The organism is Gilvibacter sp. CC01 (genome assembly GCF_055755295.1).
Genome location: NZ_CM146909.1, coordinates 1,533,536 through 1,555,253, shown reverse-complemented (window position 1 = coordinate 1,555,253; position 21,718 = coordinate 1,533,536). Strand labels below are relative to the sequence as shown.

Sequence of the window (21,718 nt, the reverse complement as noted above, 5' to 3'; positions counted from 1 at the left end):
CGCATAACAATCTTATAATACGGAAGCTTAATTGTCCTGCAGCTAATTCGTATCTTTATACCACTTAAAACAAGACGTTTAATTTAAAAACATACAATATGTCATTTGAACTACCAGCCTTGCCATACGCGCACGACGCCTTAGAACCGCATATCGATGCCCGCACCATGGAAATCCACCACGGAAAACACCATGCAGGATATACTAGCAAACTAAATGCAGCTATCGAAGGAACTGACCTTGACGGAAAGTCTATCGAAGATATTTTAAAGAATTTAGACATGAACAACGGCGCCGTTCGTAACAACGGCGGTGGGTTTTACAACCACCGTTTGTTCTGGGAAGTAATGTCGCCTAATGGCGGAGGAGCACCTTCTGGAGCTCTAGCCGATGCCATTAACGAAGCTTACGGAAGCTACGAAGGCTTTAAAGATGCCTTTGCTGCTGCCGCAGGAACTCGCTTCGGATCTGGATGGGCTTGGCTTTGCGCTCACCCAGGAGGAAAAGTTGAAGTTTGCTCTTCGCCAAACCAAGACAATCCACTTATGCCAGGTGTTGGTTGCGGAGGAACCCCGATTCTTGGGATTGATGTTTGGGAGCATGCCTATTACCTGAACTATCAAAACCGTCGCCCAGATTATGTACAAGCGTTCTTTAACGTAATCAACTGGGATCAGGTTTCTAAAAACTACGAAGCGGCCAAATAAGATCCGTCAACGTAAAAAGCAAAAAGCCATTCCGATAAGGAGTGGCTTTTTAGTTTTGTGCAATTGGTAAGAGTGTCCATTGTGGATCTTCCGGCTGATGGGTCTCGGCAAATTCTTCTGGTGGCATCAGCCAATACTGGTCGTCATAATCGAACTCAAAGAGGTAGGTGGTCAGGTCTGTATAACCAGAGGCCCAAGTAGCATCACAGAGATACCATTTATCGTTCAGTTTGACAGCGTTCCAGGAGTGATTTGGAATTTTTAAGCGTTCTATCTTTAGTTTGTTGATCGGGCCGTAACCGTCTACAATGGTAACCTCTATGCCGGCGAGTTCTGCCATCTCTTTCAGGAGGTAAGAATATCCGCTGCAAGTGGTGCGTTTCTTTTTTCTCAGGATCTGAAAGATCTCCTTTTTAAACTCGTAATTCCACTGCTCTAAAGCCAAACTGTCTGTATGCAGTTTGCGACGCATCTTGTCATTTTCAAGCATCAGCGGGTAATCACCTTTAATATTCTGACACACCCAAATATAGATGGCTCTAAAGCGCTCCACATCGGTTTCCAAGGGTGCAGTTAACTGGTGTACCAAGATGGGTAAGGCATATAGATCTTCGCCTTTAAGGTCTCTTGCAAGCGCATCTGCCCGGGTGAGATCGATATGTTCGAAATCCTCGCGTTGTGCCTGCGTAGGAACAATAAAGGCAAAGAGTACTATAAGTGTAAGCTGTCGCATTCGCTACTGTTGCTCTGGTTGCCGCGATTTTTTAGAAGGTTCTGTTCTTAAGGCCGCGATGATGACTACCGGATCGTCTGCCAATATTGGCGAGATAAAACTAGTATCTGCCTCAATGACAACTTGGGCATCTTCTAGACCTAAAGCTGTAATAAGCAATACATCGTCTTTGTTGAGCTCCTTTGGGAATTCGAACTTTCCATCCTCGTCCGTTAGGACATAATCCAAAGAGCCTTTAAGAATAACAGTAGCGCCTTCTAAGGGTCCATCAGTGCTAGAAACTACACCACTAACCGTACGTGCTTGAGCAAAAACTGGATTTGAGAATAGGCTCAGCATAAGGCAAAGCCCCATAAAACTTAAGGACTTTAGCAGTCCACTTTTAAAATTAGATTTCATAAGATCATTTTTTTACATTTCCAATAAAACTAGAGCAGTCAATTGTTAATGGAAAGTTATATTGAGGGAACAGCGCGTTTGAATGAGCGAATAGGTTTGTGCCCGCTCCTTAAAGAAAAGAAAATTATTCCTCCTCCACAACCGTTGCCAAGGCCGGTGTCTTTAAAAGGTATATCAAAGCAGCCACTAGAATGAGATTCTTAAAGATATACTGCCCGACAAGACTGAAGTAAAATGGCGGTTCTGAAAAAGCGAGATCAGGAAATAAAAACAGCGGAGTAAATGTAAACAGCATGTGAATCAAAGCGAATTTAACTGCGGTTTGGCGGCAACAATTTAAAAGTAAAAGCACACCTACTGCAGTTTCCCAAGCGGCTAGAAGAATAAGAGCTGCCTCTGTCGGCAATACGCCAAAAGTCAAAGCTTCTATAGTTTGTTTTGCTAAAACCTCAGCAGGACTCGCTCCAGGGAAAAATTTAAGCAAGCCGAACCATAAATAAGCAAGGCCAATGGTAATGGCCAAAAGGTGGTTGTTTTTTAATCTTTGGTAAAAGCGCTTCAAAAGGCGGAGACATTTAAAATGCAATCCTAATTAAATCTGAACCATAGAAGAATGACAAATGTCACTTTTTCTTCTTTTTAGGTTTGGGCTCGGGCAATTCTGCCGCGGTAAGGCGCACCAATTCACAGAGCCATTCACTATTGTCAAGTTGTTCTTCTATTAAAAAACAATTCTTAGCGCCAGGGTAAGGCGGTGCCTCGGTTGGAGTTCCTATATAAGCCTTGCCGGAGGCAGTAGGTTTGACAAAGAATTTGTCGTCGCAGATCATTCCAAAGAATTTACCGTTGCAATACAGCCCGTACTCACCGAACATTTTTTTACAAATGATATTGCCCGCAGGACTGATCTGCTCTACTACATATTCAACAAAATAGGAATCTGAAGCCATAGTTTGAATTTACACTACAATATAGATCAAAGACTCAAATAATAATTCAAGGCTATCCAAAATCTGTGCGAAGCCGGGCCATCGATAAAGGAGTTGATCCGATAGTCTAATCCAAATTCGAACTTTTCAGTATCTGTTATGCTATAACCCACAAAAGGGATCAAGCGAATTTCAAGATCGTAGTGGCCGGACTCGAACTGATTCAGGTATTCATGATTGATCTTTAAATAGAATTCCTTTGGGTCCACGGTTTCTCCATTAAATGGTATCTGTGATGCTAAGCGATACCGGAAGCGAAACTGCGGAGCGCTGTTTGCAGTAAAGGTTTGGTCCGCAGCAATACGCTGAGACAATCTAAAACGGGCCAAGTTATTGGTCCATATATATTGCTGTATGCTTCGATGCACGATTTGCTCTCCTCGAATACGGAACAAATAACCTAGGGCTAAGGTCTTATTATAGCCCACTTTTTTGGCGACCAAGGTGGTGAGGTCGGTTAAGATATATTGGTAGTCAAACGAGTTGTCGTCTTCAAATAGGCCTTCTTTAAAACCTTGACGAGACGCTACCTTAAAGTTGATCTTATAACCGTGGTTCAAGCCTTTATTGATGTTTACAGCTGGCAGAATACCAAACTGATACTCACTTTGCCCGTAGGTGCTGGCCGAAACAAAAAAGGCCAATAGTAATAAGACCTTATTAGTATTCAATGTTGTCTAAATTCTTTGGAATGAATTCTGCCGATCTCAATGGCGCTCCTTCGGCATCAAAAAGAACTTCATAACGCTTGTATTTCCCGTTGTCCTTAGTGTGGATCACAACCTCATACCTCAGGGTGAGTTCCGCCGCGCTTAGACGCTCATGCAACCATTCAAAAACCTGCTCGGCAGGGCCGCTGTACTGAAACTGGAGTTTGTCTAAAGTGTAATGACCAAACCGCTCTTGTAAATAGTTCTCCATAAGTAAGCGCACTTGCTCTGGAGCGTGGCGCCAACGATGATCTATCTCAACGTCTTCTAGCTTACCGAAGGGGTCGAACTCAATACTATAGCGCTTACCGTGATATCGCGTTTTTGCTTCAACAGAAGTACCATCTAGAAAGTATTCCTTATACCAGCGGATCTTTTTGTCAAATGGAGCTGTATCTATGAACTCTAGTGCTTTTGTAGGCACACTATCTCTACTGATACGAATCTCATTTTCGTATTTCTGCTGCGCAATTACTGTTGTAGAAACAGCAAGTAACGCAATTATTAGGATGGACTTAAAAAATTGCATCTTTTGATAGAATCGAATATAAAGATACGACCTAAGACCGATAATCGAAGGGGATTGAAATTAGATCAGTCTCCAGCTATAGGTGAACCAAATAGACCTACAGCCATTTCTATAAAGAGTAAAATAGCCAAGAGAACTATGGCAATGACTATGATATCTCTGTACTTCTCATTCTTAAAAATGCGAAGTGCAAGTTCAACGGCTACAGCTGTACCAGAGATCAATAATGCTGCAAGAGCGAAGTCTTCCTTGCCCCAATTGACCGTTTGGTCAAATTGCATGGCCAATGCTGGTATTAGTAGCAAGCTAAGGCCACCGCCAAGCATGGTAATAAACCTTTTGTTCTGTGCGAGCATAGTATTTATATAGGTGAAATTAAAGGTTCTAAGAACGCGGAGATTCCTAGTTGTACCACACGGCATATCGTTTTCTGCGGAGTTCAAGCGCCAAGGCTTCTTCCATCTTTAAGGCTGCTTCTCTACTGGGTAAGGGGTTGAGGTGATTGTAAAGGCTAGGTCTTAAGTAAAGGCCATATTTTTCAACCAGTTTAGAAGAGATCTTGTGGCCTTTTTTGCTGATGTAACCAGACTTGTGTTGTGCAAATCGCTCTTTGGGTGAAGTACTTGTCATGCCTACATATAAGCATTGGAGCACTCCGTTGAATTGTGGATTAGCGCTACGGAATTTAGCATTCTCCGTAAACACTCTTTTTGAGAGCTCTACCACATAGACATAATATTGAGATTTGGACATGGCATAAAATTACTGAGAATTCTGCCTTGTTTTATAAAGCAACCGCGTAAGCGGAAGACTTTGAGTTTTCAAACTCGCTTATACCTTTGTAATTGAAACCGACCCTCCAGACAATTTTGATTAAATCAACTTACAAAATTGCCTGGAGGGCCGGATCTTCACCCCATTTGGGGCTCGAAGCTTTTTGATGCTTAAAATGATGAATTGAAAAGGGAGTCGTTCAGGGAGTTTCTTGACTTTATTGCATAAAAAAAGATTGGTGAAATGAAGTTTTACGACGTGAAACCTAACATCCAGTGGATGTTTGATTGAGGCAGCCGCGTAAGCGGAAATCATTAAATTTTATGGATAGGCCAAATAGGTCGGTTGTTCACTTTACTGCATAAAAAAAGGTAAACGAGAGTTTACCTTTTTTTGCCCCAAATCTACCATGAACTTAACCTACTTATGCTATGGTAAGCTCAAATATACTCTTTTAAATTTCACTAATTCTTAATTATTAGATAAAAAACAAGATATTTCGTTGAAAAGCATTTTATACCGAATTAATTACGGTAAAACCTCATTGAAACCCAGGTTTTATAAGGTTTTTCCTACATTAGTTAACGAAGCTTTTACCTTTCCAACCTTTTCCTCCTTATAATAGAGCTCAATGTTGGCATCTTTGTAATTGAAGCCGACCCTCCACAGTTTTGTCATGTAAAACCGACCAGCTTGCGGATGTTTGATTGAGGCAGCCGCGTAAGCGGAAATCATTGAACTTTATGGACAAGCCAAATAGGTCGGTCGTTGACTTTATAGCATAAAAAAAGGTAAACGAGAGTTTACCTTTTTTTGCCCCAAATCTACCATGAACTTAACCTACTTATGCTATGGTGATTCAAATATAAACGATTCGGTCAATTATAATTAAGGCTTTTCCTACTTTTAGATTAAGGACGCCCTAAATTCGATAAACGACAAGCCTATCGATAAAAGGGCATTTTTTTTAACAGATTTTAATAGGCGCGCTCTGGGTTGCCTTCAAAGAAGTTTATGTACGCCTGATTTACAACACGTTTGCCTCCAGCAGTTGGGTAGTCACCGGTGAAATACCAGTCTCCTAAATTCTTTGGACAGGCTTGGTGCAGCTTCTCTACAGATTGGAACAACACCTTTACTTCTGCATTCAAAGATGATCCATCTGCAAGCAGCTCAGCGATCTTATCAGAGAGTTCTTGGTCACTGAATGGTGCATAGAGCTCCTTTACATAATTGGTCACTTCTGCGTCTGGCAGGTGATGTTGCGCTTTACATTTGTTGTAGATCTCCTCTACAATTCCAGACGTTCCTCGGTCTTCATGCAGGGCCAAGGCAGCTTGGAAAGCTACAAAATCCTCCAATCTTGCCATATCGATTCCGTAGCAATCAGGATAACGGATCTGCGGAGCCGAACTCACCACTACAATCTGCTTCGGATTCAGACGATCTAACATCTTTAAGATACTCTTTTTTAAAGTCGTTCCACGCACAATAGAGTCATCTATGATAACCAAATTATCTGTTGGTTTCACTACGCCATAAGTGACATCGTACACGTGTGCAACCAGATCGTCACGGCTGCTATCTTCGGTAATAAAGGTGCGTAGTTTTACGTCTTTAATAGCAATCTTTTCTGTGCGGATCTTCAATTCTTGAATGCTGAGTAGATCCTCCGGGGTCAAGTTGCCAGCTTTATCTAGAATGGCTTTGTTTTTTTGCTGATTTAGCTCGTCTTGCGCGGCTTCTACCATCCCGTAAAATGAAGTCTCCGCAGTATTCGGAATAAAAGAAAAGACAGTATTTACAGTGTCGTGACCAATAGCCTTTAAAACATCTGGCATCAACAAACGGCCCAATTCTTTGCGTTCTTGATAGATCTCTGCATCGGAGCCTCTTGAAAAATAAATGCGTTCAAAGGAACAGGACTTACGTTCCAAAGGCTTCAAGATTTCCGAGATCTTTACCTCCCCAGATTTGCGAATAATAATGGCGTGACCAGGCTCTAACTCCTCTACAGCATCAAAAGGAACATTGAAGACCGTTTGAATGGCTGGGCGCTCTGAGGCCACCACTACCACTTCGTCGTCCTTGTAAAAATATGCTGGACGAATTCCAGCAGGGTCGCGCAGTACAAAAGAATCTCCATGTCCTAAAAGTCCGGCCATGGCGTAACCACCATCCCAATCTTTAGAGGACTTTCGAAGCACTTTGGCTACGTTGAGATTGTCTACTATATAAGGAGAAGCGTCTTTTTTATTGAGTCCCTTAGACTTTGCTTGTTTGTAGAGTTTGCGAACGGCGTCATCTAAAAAGTGCCCGATTTTCTCCATAACAGTAATGGTATCGGCCTTTTCCTTAGGATGCATTCCCAATTTGATCAAGTTGTTAAACAACTCATTGGTGTTGGTCATGTTGAAGTTACCTGCAATAATAAGGTTGCGGTGCATCCAGTTATTCTGTCGCAAGAACGGGTGAACATTCTCTACGCTGTTCTTTCCAAAAGTTCCGTAACGCACATGCCCTAAAAGCAGCTCTCCTATATAGGGTATATTCTTTTTTTGTGCCTGTACATCGTCTGCATACTCAGGATGCTCACTGAGCTCCGCATTGATTCTTTCGTTTATCTGAGAGAAGATATCTTGTATAGGTTGAGAGGCATGAGAACGCACACGACTAATATAGCGTTGGCCCGGTTCCACATCGAGTTTAATGCTTGCAAAACCAGCGCCGTCTTGTCCACGGTTGTGCTGCTTTTCCATCATTAAGTACATTTTGTTGACCCCGTAAAAGGCACTGCCGTACTTTTCTTTATAGTACTCCAGAGGCTTAAGCAATCGGATCATTGCAATTCCACATTCGTGTTTTAATGCGTCACTCATGGTTGTTTCCTTTCAATAAAAAACGCCCGTAATTGGGCGTGTTAATCTATCTCTATTTCGAATTGAGTTAATTGTTTAAACTGCATCAAGCGCTGATGCACTTCTGCTTTGTCTAGATCTTCCATACGTCGAGTTCCAAACTTTTCCACACAGAACGAGGCCAAACACGCGCCGTAAATAATGGCTTGTTTCATGGTCTCGAAGTTGATCTCTTCGGACTGGGCTAAATAGCCGGCAAATCCACCGGCAAAGGTATCACCTGCTCCTGTTGGGTCGAATACTTCTTCCAAAGGCAGGGCAGGTGCAAAGAAGATCTCGTGCTCGTCAAACAGCAGGGCACCGTGCTCTCCTTTTTTAATTACTACGTATTTAGGGCCCATTTGACGGATCTTCTTGGCGGCAGAGACCAAAGAATATTCTCCGGTAAGTTGTCGTGCTTCCTCGTCATTAATGGTGATGACATCGATCTTTTTGATCACTTCCATGAGTTCGTCCCAAGTGTTGTCCATCCAAAAATTCATGGTGTCCAATACAACGAGCTCCGGTTTCTTTTCCATTTGGTCTATGACTCCCAATTGAATGCTTGGATGTAAATTTCCTAGCATTACCACACGGGCGTCTTTGTAATCCGCTGGAACCACAGGGTCAAAATCTGCAAGTGTGTTGAGTTCGGTCACTAAGGTATCTCGGGAGTTCATATCGTGGTGATACTTTCCACTCCAGAAGAAAGTTTTCCCGTCTGGAACAACTTCAATCCCTTCTATATTAAGGTCTTTTCCTTCTAGAAAATCGAGATATGATTGTGGAAAATCTCCGCCTACTACAGAGACCAAGGCGGAATCAGCTTTAAATTGAGATGCGGCCAGACCTATATAAGTGGCTGCGCCACCTAGTATTTTGTCGGTCTTTCCAAATGGGGTTTCGATAGCGTCGAAAGCAACGGTTCCGACGATCACTAGTTTACTCATAACTTGCCTTTGGTTCTGCGCTGCAAATATACGTTTTTTAATACGTACAAAACTAGAGGTGCGGGAGGCTTATTTTCTTCCGAAATCTGCCGGGATCTCACCCCAAGCTTTGGTTTCCCATTTGGCGATCTTTGTTTTGTATTTATGGGTTTTGAGCCAGTGTTCCGCTCTAGCGATCAATTCAAAGAGTTGGGCGTTTGCGGCCGTGCGTTTGAGCTTGGTATTGCACTTCTTGCGTTTTACCCATCCCCAAGCAATTCGCGAATCGGTATACAACATACGGTCGCTCTTAATTTTGTCTAGGTAGGCCAATCCGTGCACCAAGGCAAGGAATTCTCCTACGTTATTGGTGCCTTGTTTAAAAGGACCTTGATGAAAAAGTTGTTCTTTAGTTTGGGTGTCGACGCCGCGGTATTCCATCAGCCCCGGATTTCCGCTGCTGGCGGCGTCTACGGCAATAGAGTAAAGCTCAGGTTCGCCATAAGCTGCCTTCTGCTCTGGAGTTAGTGTCTTTTTTTTAGAACTGCCTTTACCCTTATAATCTTCGTATTCGCCTTGGTAGTAGGCTTTTTGGGCTTCAAGACGGTCTTCAAAGGATTTGTATTGCGCACCTTTTACTCCTTTAATTGCCTTCTGACAGGCCTCCCAGGTCTCGAAGATCCCGGTTTGCAAACCGTACCAGACCACATAATATTTCTTTTTCTTGGCCATTAATGAGCTAAGATCAGGTTTTCTAGCACTTTTGGAAAATGCTCGTATTCTAATTTGTGGATCTTAGCAGCGACATCTTCTGGACTGTCACTTGGGTCCAGTCTGGTCTTGGCCTGAAATATGATACCACCTTCATCGTAGTGTTCGTTCACATAGTGAATTGTAATGCCACTAAAGGACTCCTTATTTTCAACTACTGCCTTGTGAACATGCATTCCGTACATGCCTTTACCTCCGTAGTCGGGTAATAAGGCCGGATGTATGTTGATGATCTTATCCGGATAATCTGCGACCAAGTACTCCGGAATCTTTAATAGAAAGCCGGCTAGAACGATCAAGTCTGGCTTAATTTCTTCTAACATCCTCCCGAGGATCTCTTTAGAGTTTAGTTGGTCTTTGGTAAAGGATCTGGCGGGCACATTTAAGGCCTCAGCACGCGCTAAAACTTTGGCATCCTTCTTGTTAGACAGCACTTGAACCACCTCCGCGGTTTTAGTAGCCTGGAAGTATTTGATGATGTTTTCTGCGTTGGTACCGTTTCCGGAAGCAAGGATCACAATTTTGGGCTTCATAGACCGTAGAATGGGGTGTTTCAAAGAAGTAAATTAGTATAAATCACAAAAGTAAGGCAAATCAGAATTACTTCTATCAAAATTGATTACATTGGAGTTACATTTTGTGCCCAAAATGGTGTTTTAATGTAAAATATTTTATTTTTGCCACTTAATTAAAACCTTAAAAACAAAGATTATGTCAGACATTGCATCACGAGTAAAGGCGATTATCGTTGACAAACTAGGAGTTGATGAAAACGAAGTAGTTAACGAAGCGAGTTTTACAAACGATCTAGGAGCCGACTCATTGGACACTGTAGAGCTTATCATGGAGTTCGAAAAAGAATTCGACATTCAGATTCCAGATGATCAAGCAGAAAACATTGCCACTGTAGGACAAGCAATTTCATATATAGAGGAAGCCAAGTAAACTTACTATGGAACTTAAGCGAGTTGTAGTAACGGGTCTCGGAGCCTTAACCCCAATCGGAAGTAACATTCAAGAATATTGGGACGGTCTTTCTAACGGAAAGAGCGGATGTGCCCCTATAACCTATTTCGATACTGAAAAGTTTAAAACGAAATTCGCTTGCGAGCTTAAGAACTATAATCCTCAAGACCATTTTGACAGGAAAGAGGCGCGCAAATTAGATCGATTTGCCCAATATGCGCTCGTTTCATCAGATGAAGCCATCAAAGACGCTGGAATCAATCTCGATGAGGTTGATAAATTTAGAGTTGGTGTAATCTGGGGAGCAGGTATTGGAGGCCTACAGACTTTTCAAGATGAAGTTATAAATTATGCAGAAGGGGATGGAACACCACGTTTCAACCCCTTCTTTATCCCCAAAATGATAGCCGATATTGCCCCGGGTAATATCTCTATCAAACACGGTTTCATGGGCCCGAACTACACCACGGTATCTGCCTGTGCTTCTTCTGCTAACGCCATGATCGACGCATTGAACTACATTCGTTTAGGACATTGCGATGTGATCGTTACCGGTGGATCAGAAGCGGCAGTAACTATTGCAGGTATGGGTGGTTTTAACGCCATGCATGCACTTTCTACTAGAAACGACAGTCCAGAAACAGCGAGTCGTCCATTCGACGCTACGCGAGATGGATTTGTCCTTGGCGAAGGTGCAGGAGCATTGATCTTAGAAGAATACGAGCACGCTAAGGCGCGTGGCGCTAAGATCTATGCTGAGGTTATTGGTGGCGGCATGTCCAGTGATGCCCACCACATGACTGCTCCACACCCGGACGGGATCGGAGTAGAAGCAGTAATGCTAAATTGCCTTGCCAATGCTGGCTTGGATCCGCAGGAAGTGGATCATATCAATACTCACGGAACATCTACTCCTTTGGGCGATGTTGCAGAGTTGAAAGCGATCTCCAAGGTGTTTGGAGACCACGCGAACAGCATCAGCATTAATTCTACCAAGTCCATGACAGGTCACCTGTTAGGAGCTGCAGGAGCTATCGAGGCGATTGCCTCTATCTTGGCAATGCAACACAACCTAGTTCCTCCTACCATCAATCACACTACGGTAGACGAGAACATCGATCCGAATTTAAATCTTATACTCAACAAAGCAGAGTCACGTGAAGTGAAAGTCGCTATGAGTAACACCTTCGGTTTCGGAGGGCATAACGCTTGCTTGTTGTTTAAAAAAATGGAGGCGTAAGACTTAATGACTTCCATACGAAACATATTCAATTCCCGTGCTGAAAAGGACGGGAATTTTTTTCGCGCTATAAAGAAGATATTGGGCTTTGCACCGGGGAATTTGGCCTTTTATGAAGAGGCTTTTACCCACCGTTCGATGAACCAAAAGGACGACGACGGGATCCAGCAGAATTACGAACGTTTGGAGTTTTTAGGCGATGCTATGCTCGGTGCTGTGATCGCTGCGCATCTGTTTAAAAAAGTCCCTCACGGCAACGAAGGTTACCTGACCAAAATGCGCTCTAAAGTAGTAAGTAGAGAGCATTTGAATGAATTAGGCCGCGATCTTGATCTGATCAAACTAGTGCGGACCAACATTCCTGTAGAGAATTTTAGCGGGAATATTCACGGCAATGTCTTCGAGGCCTTGATAGGAGCCATTTACCTAGATAAAGGCTTTAAATATTGCGAGCGATTCATCCACAAAAGAGTAATTAAACCTTATGTGGATATTCAAAAACTAGAAGGCAAGATCATCTCTTACAAGAGCTTGCTTATCGAGTGGTGTCAGAAGCACAAGAACAGCTTTAAATTCATGGTCTATGAGGACAATGGCAAAGACGATCTGAAGCATTTTGCCGTTAAGCTTACTATAGACGACAGAACCATGGCCAAGGCTCGTGCCACCTCTAAGAAGAAGGCAGAAGAGCGCGCCGCCAAAAGGGCTTATTACAAGCTACAAAGACGCATAGAAGGCGATAAAGAAGCCGCAGAGCAGACCTCGGCTTAATCCGGAGAACTTTATGAGCACACACAAACTGGAACTGACTCTCGATGACGATCTGGACAACAGTGTTGTTGTTGCTATTCACTGCAGCGAGCCAGATTATCGCATGGCGTATAAGATCAATCAGCAATTGAATCTAAAACTGCTTCGCGAAAAGCAAGATCTGGAGTTTGTCTACGCAGAAGGAAAAGCTGAATATCCGTTCTTTTACTTTGAAGATTGGGAACAAGACAGACAGTTTCACTTGGTGGCTAATTCCACAGAATTACAAGTGGACAAACCCTTGGCCTTGAGTGCAGATCTGTTTGGTGAAAGCGTGGGTCCGAAGGCTCGAAAAGTGCATCTTTTACCCGAAATTAAGCAGGCGGATTACCTCTTAAAGATCACATCAACAAAGAATAACCATTCCGAAAACGTTATCGTTTCAAGAATTAACGAAATTGCGCAGGTTATTACTGCGTATGTCGTAGATTTACATTCGGTGAAATCCAAAAGTAACCTAATTTTTGAATGATGCCTACCCAAAAAAAGACTAAAATAGTAGCCACTTTAGGTCCCGCGACTTCGGATCGTGAAGTGCTAAGAGATATGATCCTAGAAGGGGTCAATGTATTCAGAATTAACTTCTCTCACGCCAATTATGAGGATGTAAAAGAGCGCATCGCTATGATCCGTTCCCTCAACGAAGAGTTAGACAGATCCACAGCGATCCTGGCAGACCTTCAAGGGCCTAAACTTCGTGTTGGGGTTATGAAAGAGGAGGTGGTAGTAAGCCCAGGCGATACCATTAAATTCTGCACTGGTGATGAGTTTGAAGGCACCTCTGAGAAGGTTTATATGAACTACGATAAATTCCCTGCAGACGTTAAAGTTGGGGAGCGTGTTTTGCTAGACGACGGGAAGTTGATTTTTGAAGTAGTTGCTACCGATGGCAAATCCGAAGTGAACACTAAGGTATTGCAAGGAGGTCCGCTGCGATCTCGTAAAGGAGTAAACCTACCCAATACAGATATTTCACTACCGGCTTTGACCGAAAAGGATAAGGAAGATGCTGTCTTTGCCATTTCTCAAGAAGTGGATTGGATCGCCCTTTCGTTCGTGCGTCACGCAGACGATTGCAAAGAACTCAATGCTTTAATAAAGGAGCACAGCGAATACAAGATCCCTATTATTTCTAAGATCGAGAAGCCAGAGGCTGTAAAAAACATAGACGAGATCATCGCCTATTCGGACGGCTTAATGGTGGCTCGTGGAGATCTAGGGGTGGAGATTCCTGCGCAAGAGGTACCACTTATCCAAAAGCAGTTGGTACTTAAGGCCAAGAAAGCTCGTATTCCGGTGATCATTGCTACCCAAATGATGGAAACCATGATCTCTTCTCTTACGCCTACGCGTGCCGAAGTGAATGATGTGGCCAACTCTGTCATGGACGGCGCAGATGCTGTGATGCTTTCAGGCGAGACCTCTGTTGGGAAGTATCCGGTAGACGTTATAAAGACCATGTGTAAGATCTGTAAAGGAGTAGAAGATTCACCACTGATCAAAGTGCCTCAGAATCCGCCGCACATCAAGACCAACAGATATATCACCAAAAGTATTTGCTACCACGCTTCACTGATGGCCAATGAGATAGACGCACGTGCTATCTGTACTTTGACCAATAGTGGTTATACCGCCTTTCAGATCTCTGCTTGGAGACCTGCAGCGCACATTTTGGTATTTACATCGAACAAGCGCATTTTATCTCGCTTGAATTTGTTGTACGGCGTTCGCGCGTTCTACTACGACAAATATGTAAGTACCGATGAGACCGTAGAAGACGTAAACCGTATCGCTACAGAAAAGAACTATGTGGTAAAAGGCGACTATCTGATCAACTTGGCTGCTATGCCTATTGCAGATAAAGGGATGGTCAACACACTGCGTGTTTCTCAAGTATAAAAAAAGACCCCGAAGGGCCTTATTCTTGCTAACGTTTTCGCTTATTTGTAGGCACGGATCTGTTGTATCTGCATGCCTTTTTCTGTAGCGGTAATACTAACGGTACGCTTTACCTTTTTAGCTTCATAGCTGTAGAGCAGCTGCGTTAAACCATTGGCGTCGCGCTTAATGTTTAGGGCATCAAACCAACTGTCGGTCTCTTTTTTTGGCCCTTTGATCTGCTGACTGGCTTTTCCAGTTTGCTTAGGGTACTCAAATTCCTTTGGAATATCAAAGATCTTTTGAGCAATAAAGTAGGCTTCATGCCAAGTAGCCTCTGGGAGCACTAAGGTCTCTGTATTCACTGGCTTACTAGCCGTGCCACCATTCACTTCTGTATAGCTAACTTTCGGGTATACCTCTTTTAGCTCCTTGGCGTAGCCAGCAGGCAACATATCTTCTTCCGGGGGGAAGTACTTAGACAGATAACCGTTGAATACAAAACCTGTTTTGCGGTTAAAATTCACCTTGTCCATTCCACCTTTTATATTGTTGACCTTCATGGTGTTTTGCCCTTCGTGTTCAACAATTTCTAGCTTGGTTCCGTAGGGAATAATAGCTAGCTTTTCACTGTTGAGATTGTCAAACTCTCTAAGGCTGAGGCCTGTTCTCGCGGTCACGTAGCGATAGGTGACCTCACTGTCTTCCAGAGCTGCTTTGGCATCTGTAAGATTCTCAGTCATGGCCAACTGCTCGTTGATCACGCTTTGCGTTTCTGATTCTTGAACTTCTTGAGGGGCTTCTTTACAAGCGACTAGGGTGAGCGCTCCCAATAGGGCTAAGCTCGATAATTTTACTGTGTTCATTTTGCAAGTTTTAGCGTTAATAAAAATGTTATCGTAGCTTTCTTTGCAAGGAACTGCAGTTCTTATTTTGGGTGTTGGATTCCCGGTTTGTTAGTATAACGCTACCGGTCAGAATAAATTTTTCAAGGAATATGCCAACTAGCAAAAATTAGTGTTTTTTAGCACTTTTTTAACTAAAACCACCTGTTTTTAAACGATTTCTATTCAATTTTCGCTAAAACTTGACCAATCCAATCAGATTTATGACTTAGAGAAACATCCGGAGCAATACCTACTACCTCATATTTCAAATAACGTTCGTATTTAGACGAGGTGAGTCCTAAGGAATAATTATTACAAGGAGTTATAAGATCTGCTGTAGAATAGTTTCCAAAACCATAAGCCAAGGCGCCTTTGGTGTTTTCTCCATAAGTGGTTAGCGGTAATTGATTCTTAGCCTTTATTAGAAAATGCTCGGCATTACTGGCTACAAAATTGTTTTGGATCAGGTGAAACTCCAATTGCTTTTTGCGCTTTTTGAATAGTTTTAAAAAAGGATCTGAGGTTCTGGGGCCTCCGCCGCCATTATTGCGTAAGTCCAAGATCACTTTTCCAGAAGTCAACTTTTCTTTTAAGGTTTCTAGGAGTTTCATGGCCTTGGCGTAGTTCTCATTGCTTCCGCCAAAACTTCCAAGACGCACATAGTGTACACCGTTACCATAATCCTTGTACTGAAAGGTATCGCCTTCTATGTAATAATTGTTAGCAGCATAGCTCGCGGCAAAGTCTTCTTTTACCCATCTTTCGGGATACAATCGGCCATTGGTAAGGTCAACTTTTCGTCTTTGCGGTTTATGATTGCGATCGTAAAAGTTCCCAGAGAAGTCCTCGCCAGTTATGCGTAGGGTAAACTTCAGCGACCCGACAGGCCAATCCTCATAATTGCTCTCTAGAATGTACCCGGCATAATCATAGTACTTATCCGCTACTTTTACCACGGCGACACGATATACCCCAGCTAGTTCGTAAATTCCGGTTACAGGATCATCTGTGGTAGTAACGGCATTCGAGCTTAGGTCTTCCGGAGATCCCTTGTAAAATGGAGTCAGGCTTGCATAGTCTTTTTCTTTATCAAAATCTGCGATATAGATGTGATTATCCTTTACGGCGCCCAAATAGGTCTGTAGGTAATAGAGGCAATTCAAAGCCAAATTTTCATCGTTTCGCATATCTTCTTTCAAGCCTGCAATTAAGAATTTATCGGCAAGAGGAGATTTCCACTGCGATTTAAAACTCGGGCTTTCTTTGGCTTTGGCAGCAACAAATTCCAGATCGCTGGCGCAGTCGCAATCCTGTGCAAATCCAAAACTAAAAAACAGTATAAACAGTAGGCAAATGGTACTTTTCATGAATGACCGTTTATGCTTTATAAATATGGTTTTGGGGATAATGTTACACTAGAATTCAAATTTTAATTGTTCGCTAATACTTTCCTTCTCCACTGCTTTCTCGCTCTTTTCGTTGTTGAGGTTAGAAATGGAGATTCCCAGTAGCCGAATCGATTCTTTTAATTTCTCCTGATACAGAAGTTGTTTTACTTCTTCTAAAATAAGGTCTGCCGTAGCAATATAAAAGGGAAGGGTTTTACTCCGCGTTTGTAAACTAAAATCGCTGTATTTGATCTTGAGTGTTACGGTCTTCCCGGCGATCTCACTTTTGGCCAAACGTCTTTGTATCTCTTCTGCAATGCCCTTAAGCCTTTCTAGCATGAATACTTCGGAGGTGATATTCTCGCTAAAAGTGCGTTCTGCCGCTAAGGATTTTCGCGTTCGGTCTGGTTTTACTTCAGAGGTGTGAATTCCTCTCACTACTTCGTAATAATAGTTACCACTTTTCCCAAAGTGTTCATCTAAGAATTCTCGTGATCGCTTTTTTAGGTCCGCCCCGGTAAAGATGCCCATTTGGTACATTTTTTCTGCGGTAACTTTCCCAACTCCATAGAATTTTCGGATGTCTAAGGCCTCTAAGAATTCTTCCACCTCTTCTGGCGGCACTGTCTTTTGTCCGTTGGGTTTATTAACATCACTGGCCACTTTGGCAATGAACTTATTGATGGAGATCCCTGCGGAGGCGTTAAGGCCAGTTCGCTCTTTGATCTTGGCCCGAATTTCTCTGGCGATCAGCGTGGCACTGGGGTTTCCTTTTTTGTTTTGAGTTACGTCCAAATAAGCTTCGTCTAAAGAAAGGGGCTCTACCAGATCGGTGTATTCAAAAAAGATCTTTCGGATCTTTCTGGAGATCTCCGTATAACGGTCAAAGCGGGGTTTAACAAAAATAAGCTCCGGACAATTGCGCCGGGCCATTACGCCACTCATGGCCGATCGCACTCCAAACTTTCTGGCCTCATAACTCGCTGCACTGACCACGCCGCGTTTAGAACTCCCGCCTACAGCTATCGGTTTACCCCGCAATTCAGGCCTATCCAATTGCTCCACCGAGGCATAAAACGCATCCATATCTACGTGTATGATCTTTCGTAATTGCGGCGCAGGTTCCATACCATAAATTTATGATATCTTCGTTAGACTTCAGGCTTTGATCATGATAGAAGTAGAACGTAAATTTTTAGTGGTATCGGACGCTTTTAAGGCGGATGCGATTCGCGTAGAAAGCATGCAGCAAGGGTTTTTGTCTACAGATCCGGAGCGCACTGTGCGCGTTCGTGTTTTAGATAACTCGGGTAAGCTGACCATAAAAGGAGCTAGTAGTACTGACGGCACTTCTCGTTTTGAATGGGAACGCGAGCTTCCCTTGACAGAAGCGCAGCATTTGTTAGATCTCTGTTTGCCTGGAATGATCAGTAAGCAGCGCTATATTATTCCCGTAGGAGCGCATACTTATGAAGTCGACGTTTTTTCAGGAGACAACGAAGGCCTTATCGTTGCAGAAGTAGAACTAAGCGCTGCGGACGAAGACTTTCCCAAACCTGATTGGTTGGGAGAAGAAGTGACCGGCGATGCTAAATATTACAACAGTCAACTCGCTATAAAACCTTATTCAAAATGGCTAGATACCTCCTTTCTTTAATTGCATTAGGAGTTCTTGTTTATAGCTGTAAGCAAGAGCCCACGGCCCGCCTCACTGTAGAGGCTGCTGATCAAAAAATTTCAGTGGCCCAGCAAAAGGCCCAACTGTTACAAGACGGTTTTGAGATCTTCGATTATGTAGATGAGGCCACGGGTGACACCATAATCATGCAAAAGTACTTTATGGTCTTTTTAAAGAAAGGTCCTAATCGAGATCAGCCTAAAGCACAAGCAGACAGCTTGCAAGGCTTGCACATGGCGCACTTAGGGCGTATGTATGAGTTGGGTTATGCTGACCTTTCTGGCCCCTTTGACGATGAAAGCGACATTAGTGGTATAACTGTTTATAACGTACCGACACTGCAAATGGCAGATTCTTTGGCCAATATGGATCCCATGGTCAAGGCAGGGCGCTTGGTCATTGAGATTCACCCATGGTGGGCAGGAAAAGGCTATCCTTTACGTTGATCTTTTAGGGCCGATGCTAAGGCTTTCACAGTGTTTTTGTCACTGTGAATTTCTCCCTTTTTTATTGCTGCGGAGTGGATCGCACTAAAGCCGGACGATAATATTGCATTGATGTTCTCAGGGCGTATACTGCCTCCAGGCATGATAGTTATTTCATTTCCATAGCGAGCTTGCCAGGCTTTTAGATTTTCCAATCCGTCAAGGGCTGTTTTGGCTCCTGCTGAGGTCAATATTCTAATGAAGCCAAGGCTTATAAGAGTGTCTATGGCCGATTCTGGATCTTTCATTGTATCTATGGCCTTGTGGAATGTGAGTTCCAGATCACCGGCGGCCTCAACAAGTGTTTTTAAGGTTGGTATATCCAAGTTTCCATCTGCAGTTAAAGCGCCGATGACTACGCCCTGAACTCCCAAGGCTCCCACCGCTTCTACACTGTTGGTCATCTGCCGGATCTCCTCCGCAGTAAAAACAAAATCCCCGCCGCGCGGACGAATTAAGACCTGAGTGTTTATTGTATATGATTGGAGTACTTGTTCCACCAAACCCAGTCTAGGGGTCACGCCACCAACTTCCAATTGTTCACAAAGCTCAATGCGGTCTGCACCACCACTAACCGCAGCAGTGACAGATTCCAAACTTGGGGTACAAATTTCTAGCAGCATTAATCCATTACAATTTCGTCCAAAAAGGTCCAAGCTTTGTTGCCAGCGCCTTGTTTCCCGTCTGGTATGATCCCGTAATTAGGGATATCAATACGGATATGCGTGACCATTTCTTCGGGCATACCAAATACCTCATTCGCCACATTAGAAAGCGAGTCCTTTGCAATGATAGCAGTAGTGTTGTAAGAGCGACCGTCGGCAAGCGTAGCACTTATTTGACTTTTGGTCGGGGCGTAGATCCACTGACCCGGTGCATGATAGAATCCCAGTTTGAGTTTGTTGAGTTTAACCGGAGTTTCAAAACGGATGTCTACACGCAGATCGTCTCCCCAAAAGCCCAACCACTCTTTGTCGCCGTGGCGTGTGCTGCTGCCATGGACCCCGTTGTTTAAAGCGGCAATACCTCCGCTGTTGTAGGCCGGGTGTGGTTTTTTATTGAGCTTGATCTTAGCATTGATTCCTTTATGTAAGGTAAATTCTTGTGTAAAATTTACCGCATTTGGGTCTGTTTGATCTGCAAAACGCGCTTCTAGCATAGCAGAACGCTCTACCATTATAGGTTCTGAATAAGCTATCCAGGCCTGCTCATTAGACCAACGGTATTGAATTTGCTGTTCAGGGAGCGGCCCTGATAAGCTGATTCTGAGCTTGTCTTCCTTACTTATTTCAGCGGTGATCTTTTCCAGAGGATTGTAATAATTACGCCCCATAGCGTCCAGGCGTTTGAGCAGGGGTTTCAGCCTTTTTAAGAAGTCAGGGTAAGAGACCTCGGGCTCTTCTTTAGCGCCACTCCAAACAACCTCTGCCATCGCCATTGTGCGAGGATAAGCCATGTATTGCAGCTTTTCTTCGGTTTGCATATATTCGGTCCAAACATTGCCTTGAGCCCCTAAAACTAGAGCTGCTTGCTTATTATTCAAGGCTTCCGGGATAGGATCAAAACTGTAAACCTTCTCTAAGGGTAAGAACCCACCAATAGCCAATGGCTGATCTGCAGAATCGTCCTGATAATAGTCAAAATAGGCATGAGAAGTTGGGCTCATGATCACATTGTTGCCAGATTTCGCTGCTTGAATCCCGCCTTCAACACCCCGCCAAGACATTACCGTGGCCGTTGGGTCCAAACCGCCTTCTAAGATCTCGTCCCAACCCAAAAGCTTTTTCCCTTTTCCGTTGAGGTAGCCCGCAATTTCACTGATAAAGAACGACTGTAATTCATGTTCGTCTTTGAGATTTTCGTCTTTGATGAGCTGTTGGCAATGCGGGCATGCTTTCCACCTTGTTTTTGGGGCCTCATCGCCTCCAATATGAATGTATTCTCCAGGGAAGAGCGCAATGACTTCGTCCAACACATTAAATAGAAAGTCAAAGGTCTCCGGCTTGGGGCAAAATATATCGTCAAAAACACCCCATTTTGTGGCAACAGCAATGGAATCACCGGTACAACCTAAGTCTGGATAAGCGCTAATGGCAGCCGTGGCATGTCCGGGCATTTCGATCTCTGGAATAACTCTAATGTTCAAGCTTCGTGCATAGGCCACGACTTCTTTGATCTCTTCTTGAGAATAATAACCGCCGTAGCGCTCACCGTCGAACCTTTGTGGGCTATCGTTATAATGACCAATTAGTGTCTCTGGTCTGTAGCCGCCGTGATTGGTCAGTTTGGGATACTTTTTTATTTCAATGCGCCAGCCTTGATCGTCTGTCAAATGCCAATGAAAGCTGTTCATTTTCATTAAGGCCATTACATCTAAATAACGCTTCACTGCGTCCACTCCGAAGAAATGTCTAGAAACATCCAAATGCATCCCTCGATGCTCAAATCGTGGGCCGTCGGTAATGGTTAAACCAGGTAGTTCGAACTTTTCAAAGGCCAGTTCTTCTGCTTTTTCCAATTCGGTTGGCAACAATTGTCTTAAGCTTTGTAAACCGTAGAATGCACCAGAGGCGTCTTTTGCAAATATGCTAATTTGATCGTTAGAGATATCAAGACGATAGTGTTCTGTCTCCAAGGTATTGTCGCTTATTATTTTAAGCTGTGCTTTGTTGGAGTCGGTTGCGCGGCTCACATTGAAGCTCGGATTCATTCCAAAGTAAGTGTCGATAAAATCAGTGAGACCTTCCGCATAGGAATCTACAAAGTAATTGAGCTCGGCCTTCCAGATAAAACTAGCATCTTGGGGCTGCATTTGTGCAGGCGCGGGCAGTATGGCAACCTCTTCATAACTCAGTTTCGGATGGTCATTGTCAGGGTCGCAGGACGATAAGGTCAGCGAAAGAAAGCTGGCAAAAACAATTAAGCGTTGCATAGAATTTTGGCATCGG

25 protein-coding genes are annotated in these 21,718 nt (G+C 43.5%); 8 read left to right on the top strand and 17 right to left on the bottom strand.

Annotation, left to right across the window (positions count from 1 at the left end; genetic code table 11):
- Positions 1 to 98: 98 nt before the first annotated feature.
- The gene (locus tag AC0J2F_RS07335; protein WP_087523918.1) at positions 99 to 707 is read left to right on the top strand and encodes a superoxide dismutase; all 609 of its coding nucleotides are present in this window, start codon (positions 99 to 101) and stop codon (positions 705 to 707) included.
- Positions 708 to 756: 49 nt separating this feature from the next.
- On the opposite strand, the gene AC0J2F_RS07330 is transcribed toward AC0J2F_RS07335, so the two are convergent.
- From AC0J2F_RS07330 to purN, 12 genes are all read right to left on the bottom strand, one after another.
- Positions 757 to 1,440, bottom strand: a complete 684-nt coding sequence (locus AC0J2F_RS07330) for a transglutaminase domain-containing protein (RefSeq protein WP_473007083.1) — start codon at positions 1,438 to 1,440, stop codon at positions 757 to 759.
- A gap of 3 nt (positions 1,441 to 1,443) precedes the next feature.
- Positions 1,444 to 1,839 (bottom strand): carboxypeptidase-like regulatory domain-containing protein, encoded by a 396-nt coding sequence (locus AC0J2F_RS07325; protein ID WP_473007082.1) that lies wholly within the window; start codon positions 1,837 to 1,839, stop codon positions 1,444 to 1,446.
- Between the two features lie 124 nt (positions 1,840 to 1,963).
- Positions 1,964 to 2,362: a doxx family protein gene (locus AC0J2F_RS07320; RefSeq protein WP_374959561.1), complete on the bottom strand. Its 399-nt coding sequence runs from the start codon at positions 2,360 to 2,362 to the stop codon at positions 1,964 to 1,966.
- A gap of 100 nt (positions 2,363 to 2,462) precedes the next feature.
- On the bottom strand, positions 2,463 to 2,789 hold the full coding sequence (locus AC0J2F_RS07315; protein WP_473007081.1) for a TfoX/Sxy family protein: 327 nt from the start codon (positions 2,787 to 2,789) through the stop codon (positions 2,463 to 2,465).
- 26 nt (positions 2,790 to 2,815) lie between these two features.
- Positions 2,816 to 3,499 (bottom strand): DUF2490 domain-containing protein, encoded by a 684-nt coding sequence (locus AC0J2F_RS07310; protein ID WP_473007080.1) that lies wholly within the window; start codon positions 3,497 to 3,499, stop codon positions 2,816 to 2,818.
- The gene (locus AC0J2F_RS07305) at positions 3,489 to 4,067 is read right to left on the bottom strand and encodes a hypothetical protein (RefSeq protein WP_473007079.1); all 579 of its coding nucleotides are present in this window, start codon (positions 4,065 to 4,067) and stop codon (positions 3,489 to 3,491) included. Before AC0J2F_RS07305 ends, AC0J2F_RS07310 begins: the two co-directional genes overlap by 11 nt.
- Positions 4,068 to 4,132: 65 nt before the next feature.
- Positions 4,133 to 4,423: a hypothetical protein gene (locus AC0J2F_RS07300; protein ID WP_473007078.1), complete on the bottom strand. Its 291-nt coding sequence runs from the start codon at positions 4,421 to 4,423 to the stop codon at positions 4,133 to 4,135.
- A 46-nt stretch (positions 4,424 to 4,469) separates the two neighbouring features.
- Positions 4,470 to 4,820, bottom strand: coding sequence for a ribose-5-phosphate isomerase (locus AC0J2F_RS07295; protein WP_087523926.1), 351 nt, complete (start codon positions 4,818 to 4,820; stop codon positions 4,470 to 4,472).
- Between the two features lie 998 nt (positions 4,821 to 5,818).
- Complete coding sequence (locus AC0J2F_RS07290) at positions 5,819 to 7,720, bottom strand: amidophosphoribosyltransferase (protein WP_473007077.1); 1,902 nt, start codon at positions 7,718 to 7,720, stop codon at positions 5,819 to 5,821.
- A 41-nt stretch (positions 7,721 to 7,761) separates the two neighbouring features.
- Complete coding sequence (locus tag AC0J2F_RS07285) at positions 7,762 to 8,688, bottom strand: PfkB family carbohydrate kinase (RefSeq protein ID WP_473007076.1); 927 nt, start codon at positions 8,686 to 8,688, stop codon at positions 7,762 to 7,764.
- 69 nt (positions 8,689 to 8,757) lie between these two features.
- Positions 8,758 to 9,399, bottom strand: a complete 642-nt coding sequence (locus AC0J2F_RS07280) for a ribonuclease H1 domain-containing protein (protein WP_087523930.1) — start codon at positions 9,397 to 9,399, stop codon at positions 8,758 to 8,760.
- Complete coding sequence (gene purN / locus AC0J2F_RS07275) at positions 9,399 to 9,971, bottom strand: phosphoribosylglycinamide formyltransferase (protein ID WP_374958113.1); 573 nt, start codon at positions 9,969 to 9,971, stop codon at positions 9,399 to 9,401. The genes AC0J2F_RS07280 and purN overlap by 1 nt, the downstream gene beginning before the upstream one ends.
- Positions 9,972 to 10,149: 178 nt before the next feature.
- On the opposite strand from purN, the gene AC0J2F_RS07270 reads away from it, so the two are divergent.
- The 5 genes from AC0J2F_RS07270 to pyk are packed head-to-tail and all read left to right on the top strand — an operon-like array spanning position 10,150 to position 14,353.
- Positions 10,150 to 10,383, top strand: a complete 234-nt coding sequence (locus AC0J2F_RS07270) for an acyl carrier protein (protein ID WP_034259990.1) — start codon at positions 10,150 to 10,152, stop codon at positions 10,381 to 10,383.
- A 7-nt stretch (positions 10,384 to 10,390) separates the two neighbouring features.
- A complete protein-coding gene (gene fabF / locus AC0J2F_RS07265) occupies positions 10,391 to 11,644 on the top strand; it encodes a beta-ketoacyl-ACP synthase II (protein WP_374958112.1) in 1,254 nt (417 codons plus the stop codon).
- A 6-nt stretch (positions 11,645 to 11,650) separates the two neighbouring features.
- On the top strand, positions 11,651 to 12,415 hold the full coding sequence (gene rnc, locus AC0J2F_RS07260) for a ribonuclease III (RefSeq protein WP_087523934.1): 765 nt from the start codon (positions 11,651 to 11,653) through the stop codon (positions 12,413 to 12,415).
- A gap of 13 nt (positions 12,416 to 12,428) precedes the next feature.
- Complete coding sequence (locus AC0J2F_RS07255) at positions 12,429 to 12,926, top strand: IPExxxVDY family protein (RefSeq protein ID WP_087523935.1); 498 nt, start codon at positions 12,429 to 12,431, stop codon at positions 12,924 to 12,926.
- Positions 12,926 to 14,353 carry a pyruvate kinase gene (gene pyk / locus AC0J2F_RS07250; RefSeq protein WP_087523936.1) on the top strand — a complete coding sequence of 476 codons (1,428 nt, stop codon included), beginning with the start codon at positions 12,926 to 12,928 and terminating at the stop codon, positions 14,351 to 14,353. The genes AC0J2F_RS07255 and pyk overlap by 1 nt, the downstream gene beginning before the upstream one ends.
- Before the next feature lie 41 nt (positions 14,354 to 14,394).
- On the opposite strand, the gene AC0J2F_RS07245 is transcribed toward pyk, so the two are convergent.
- The 3 genes from AC0J2F_RS07245 to dinB all read right to left on the bottom strand — a co-directional run bounded on the left by AC0J2F_RS07245 (position 14,395) and on the right by dinB (position 17,735).
- A complete protein-coding gene (locus AC0J2F_RS07245; protein ID WP_473007075.1) occupies positions 14,395 to 15,198 on the bottom strand; it encodes an SH3 domain-containing protein in 804 nt (267 codons plus the stop codon).
- 200 nt (positions 15,199 to 15,398) lie between these two features.
- Entirely contained in the window at positions 15,399 to 16,586 is a 1,188-nt protein-coding gene (locus AC0J2F_RS07240) for a S41 family peptidase (RefSeq protein ID WP_473007074.1), read from the bottom strand.
- A 48-nt stretch (positions 16,587 to 16,634) separates the two neighbouring features.
- Positions 16,635 to 17,735 (bottom strand): DNA polymerase IV, encoded by a 1,101-nt coding sequence (gene dinB / locus AC0J2F_RS07235; RefSeq protein WP_374959566.1) that lies wholly within the window; start codon positions 17,733 to 17,735, stop codon positions 16,635 to 16,637.
- Between the two features lie 43 nt (positions 17,736 to 17,778).
- Here dinB and AC0J2F_RS07230 point away from each other — a divergent pair, with 43 nt between their 5' ends.
- Positions 17,779 to 18,264 (top strand): CYTH domain-containing protein, encoded by a 486-nt coding sequence (locus tag AC0J2F_RS07230; RefSeq protein WP_374958108.1) that lies wholly within the window; start codon positions 17,779 to 17,781, stop codon positions 18,262 to 18,264.
- Positions 18,240 to 18,731 carry a YciI family protein gene (locus AC0J2F_RS07225; RefSeq protein WP_374959567.1) on the top strand — a complete coding sequence of 164 codons (492 nt, stop codon included), beginning with the start codon at positions 18,240 to 18,242 and terminating at the stop codon, positions 18,729 to 18,731. Before AC0J2F_RS07230 ends, AC0J2F_RS07225 begins: the two co-directional genes overlap by 25 nt.
- Here the strand turns inward: AC0J2F_RS07225 and AC0J2F_RS07220 are convergent.
- The gene (locus AC0J2F_RS07220) at positions 18,716 to 19,393 is read right to left on the bottom strand and encodes a copper homeostasis protein CutC (protein WP_473007073.1); all 678 of its coding nucleotides are present in this window, start codon (positions 19,391 to 19,393) and stop codon (positions 18,716 to 18,718) included. The genes AC0J2F_RS07225 and AC0J2F_RS07220 overlap by 16 nt on opposite strands.
- A complete protein-coding gene (locus tag AC0J2F_RS07215; protein ID WP_473007072.1) occupies positions 19,393 to 21,702 on the bottom strand; it encodes a beta-N-acetylhexosaminidase in 2,310 nt (769 codons plus the stop codon). The genes AC0J2F_RS07220 and AC0J2F_RS07215 overlap by 1 nt, the downstream gene beginning before the upstream one ends.
- Between the last annotated feature and the right edge of the window lie 16 nt (positions 21,703 to 21,718).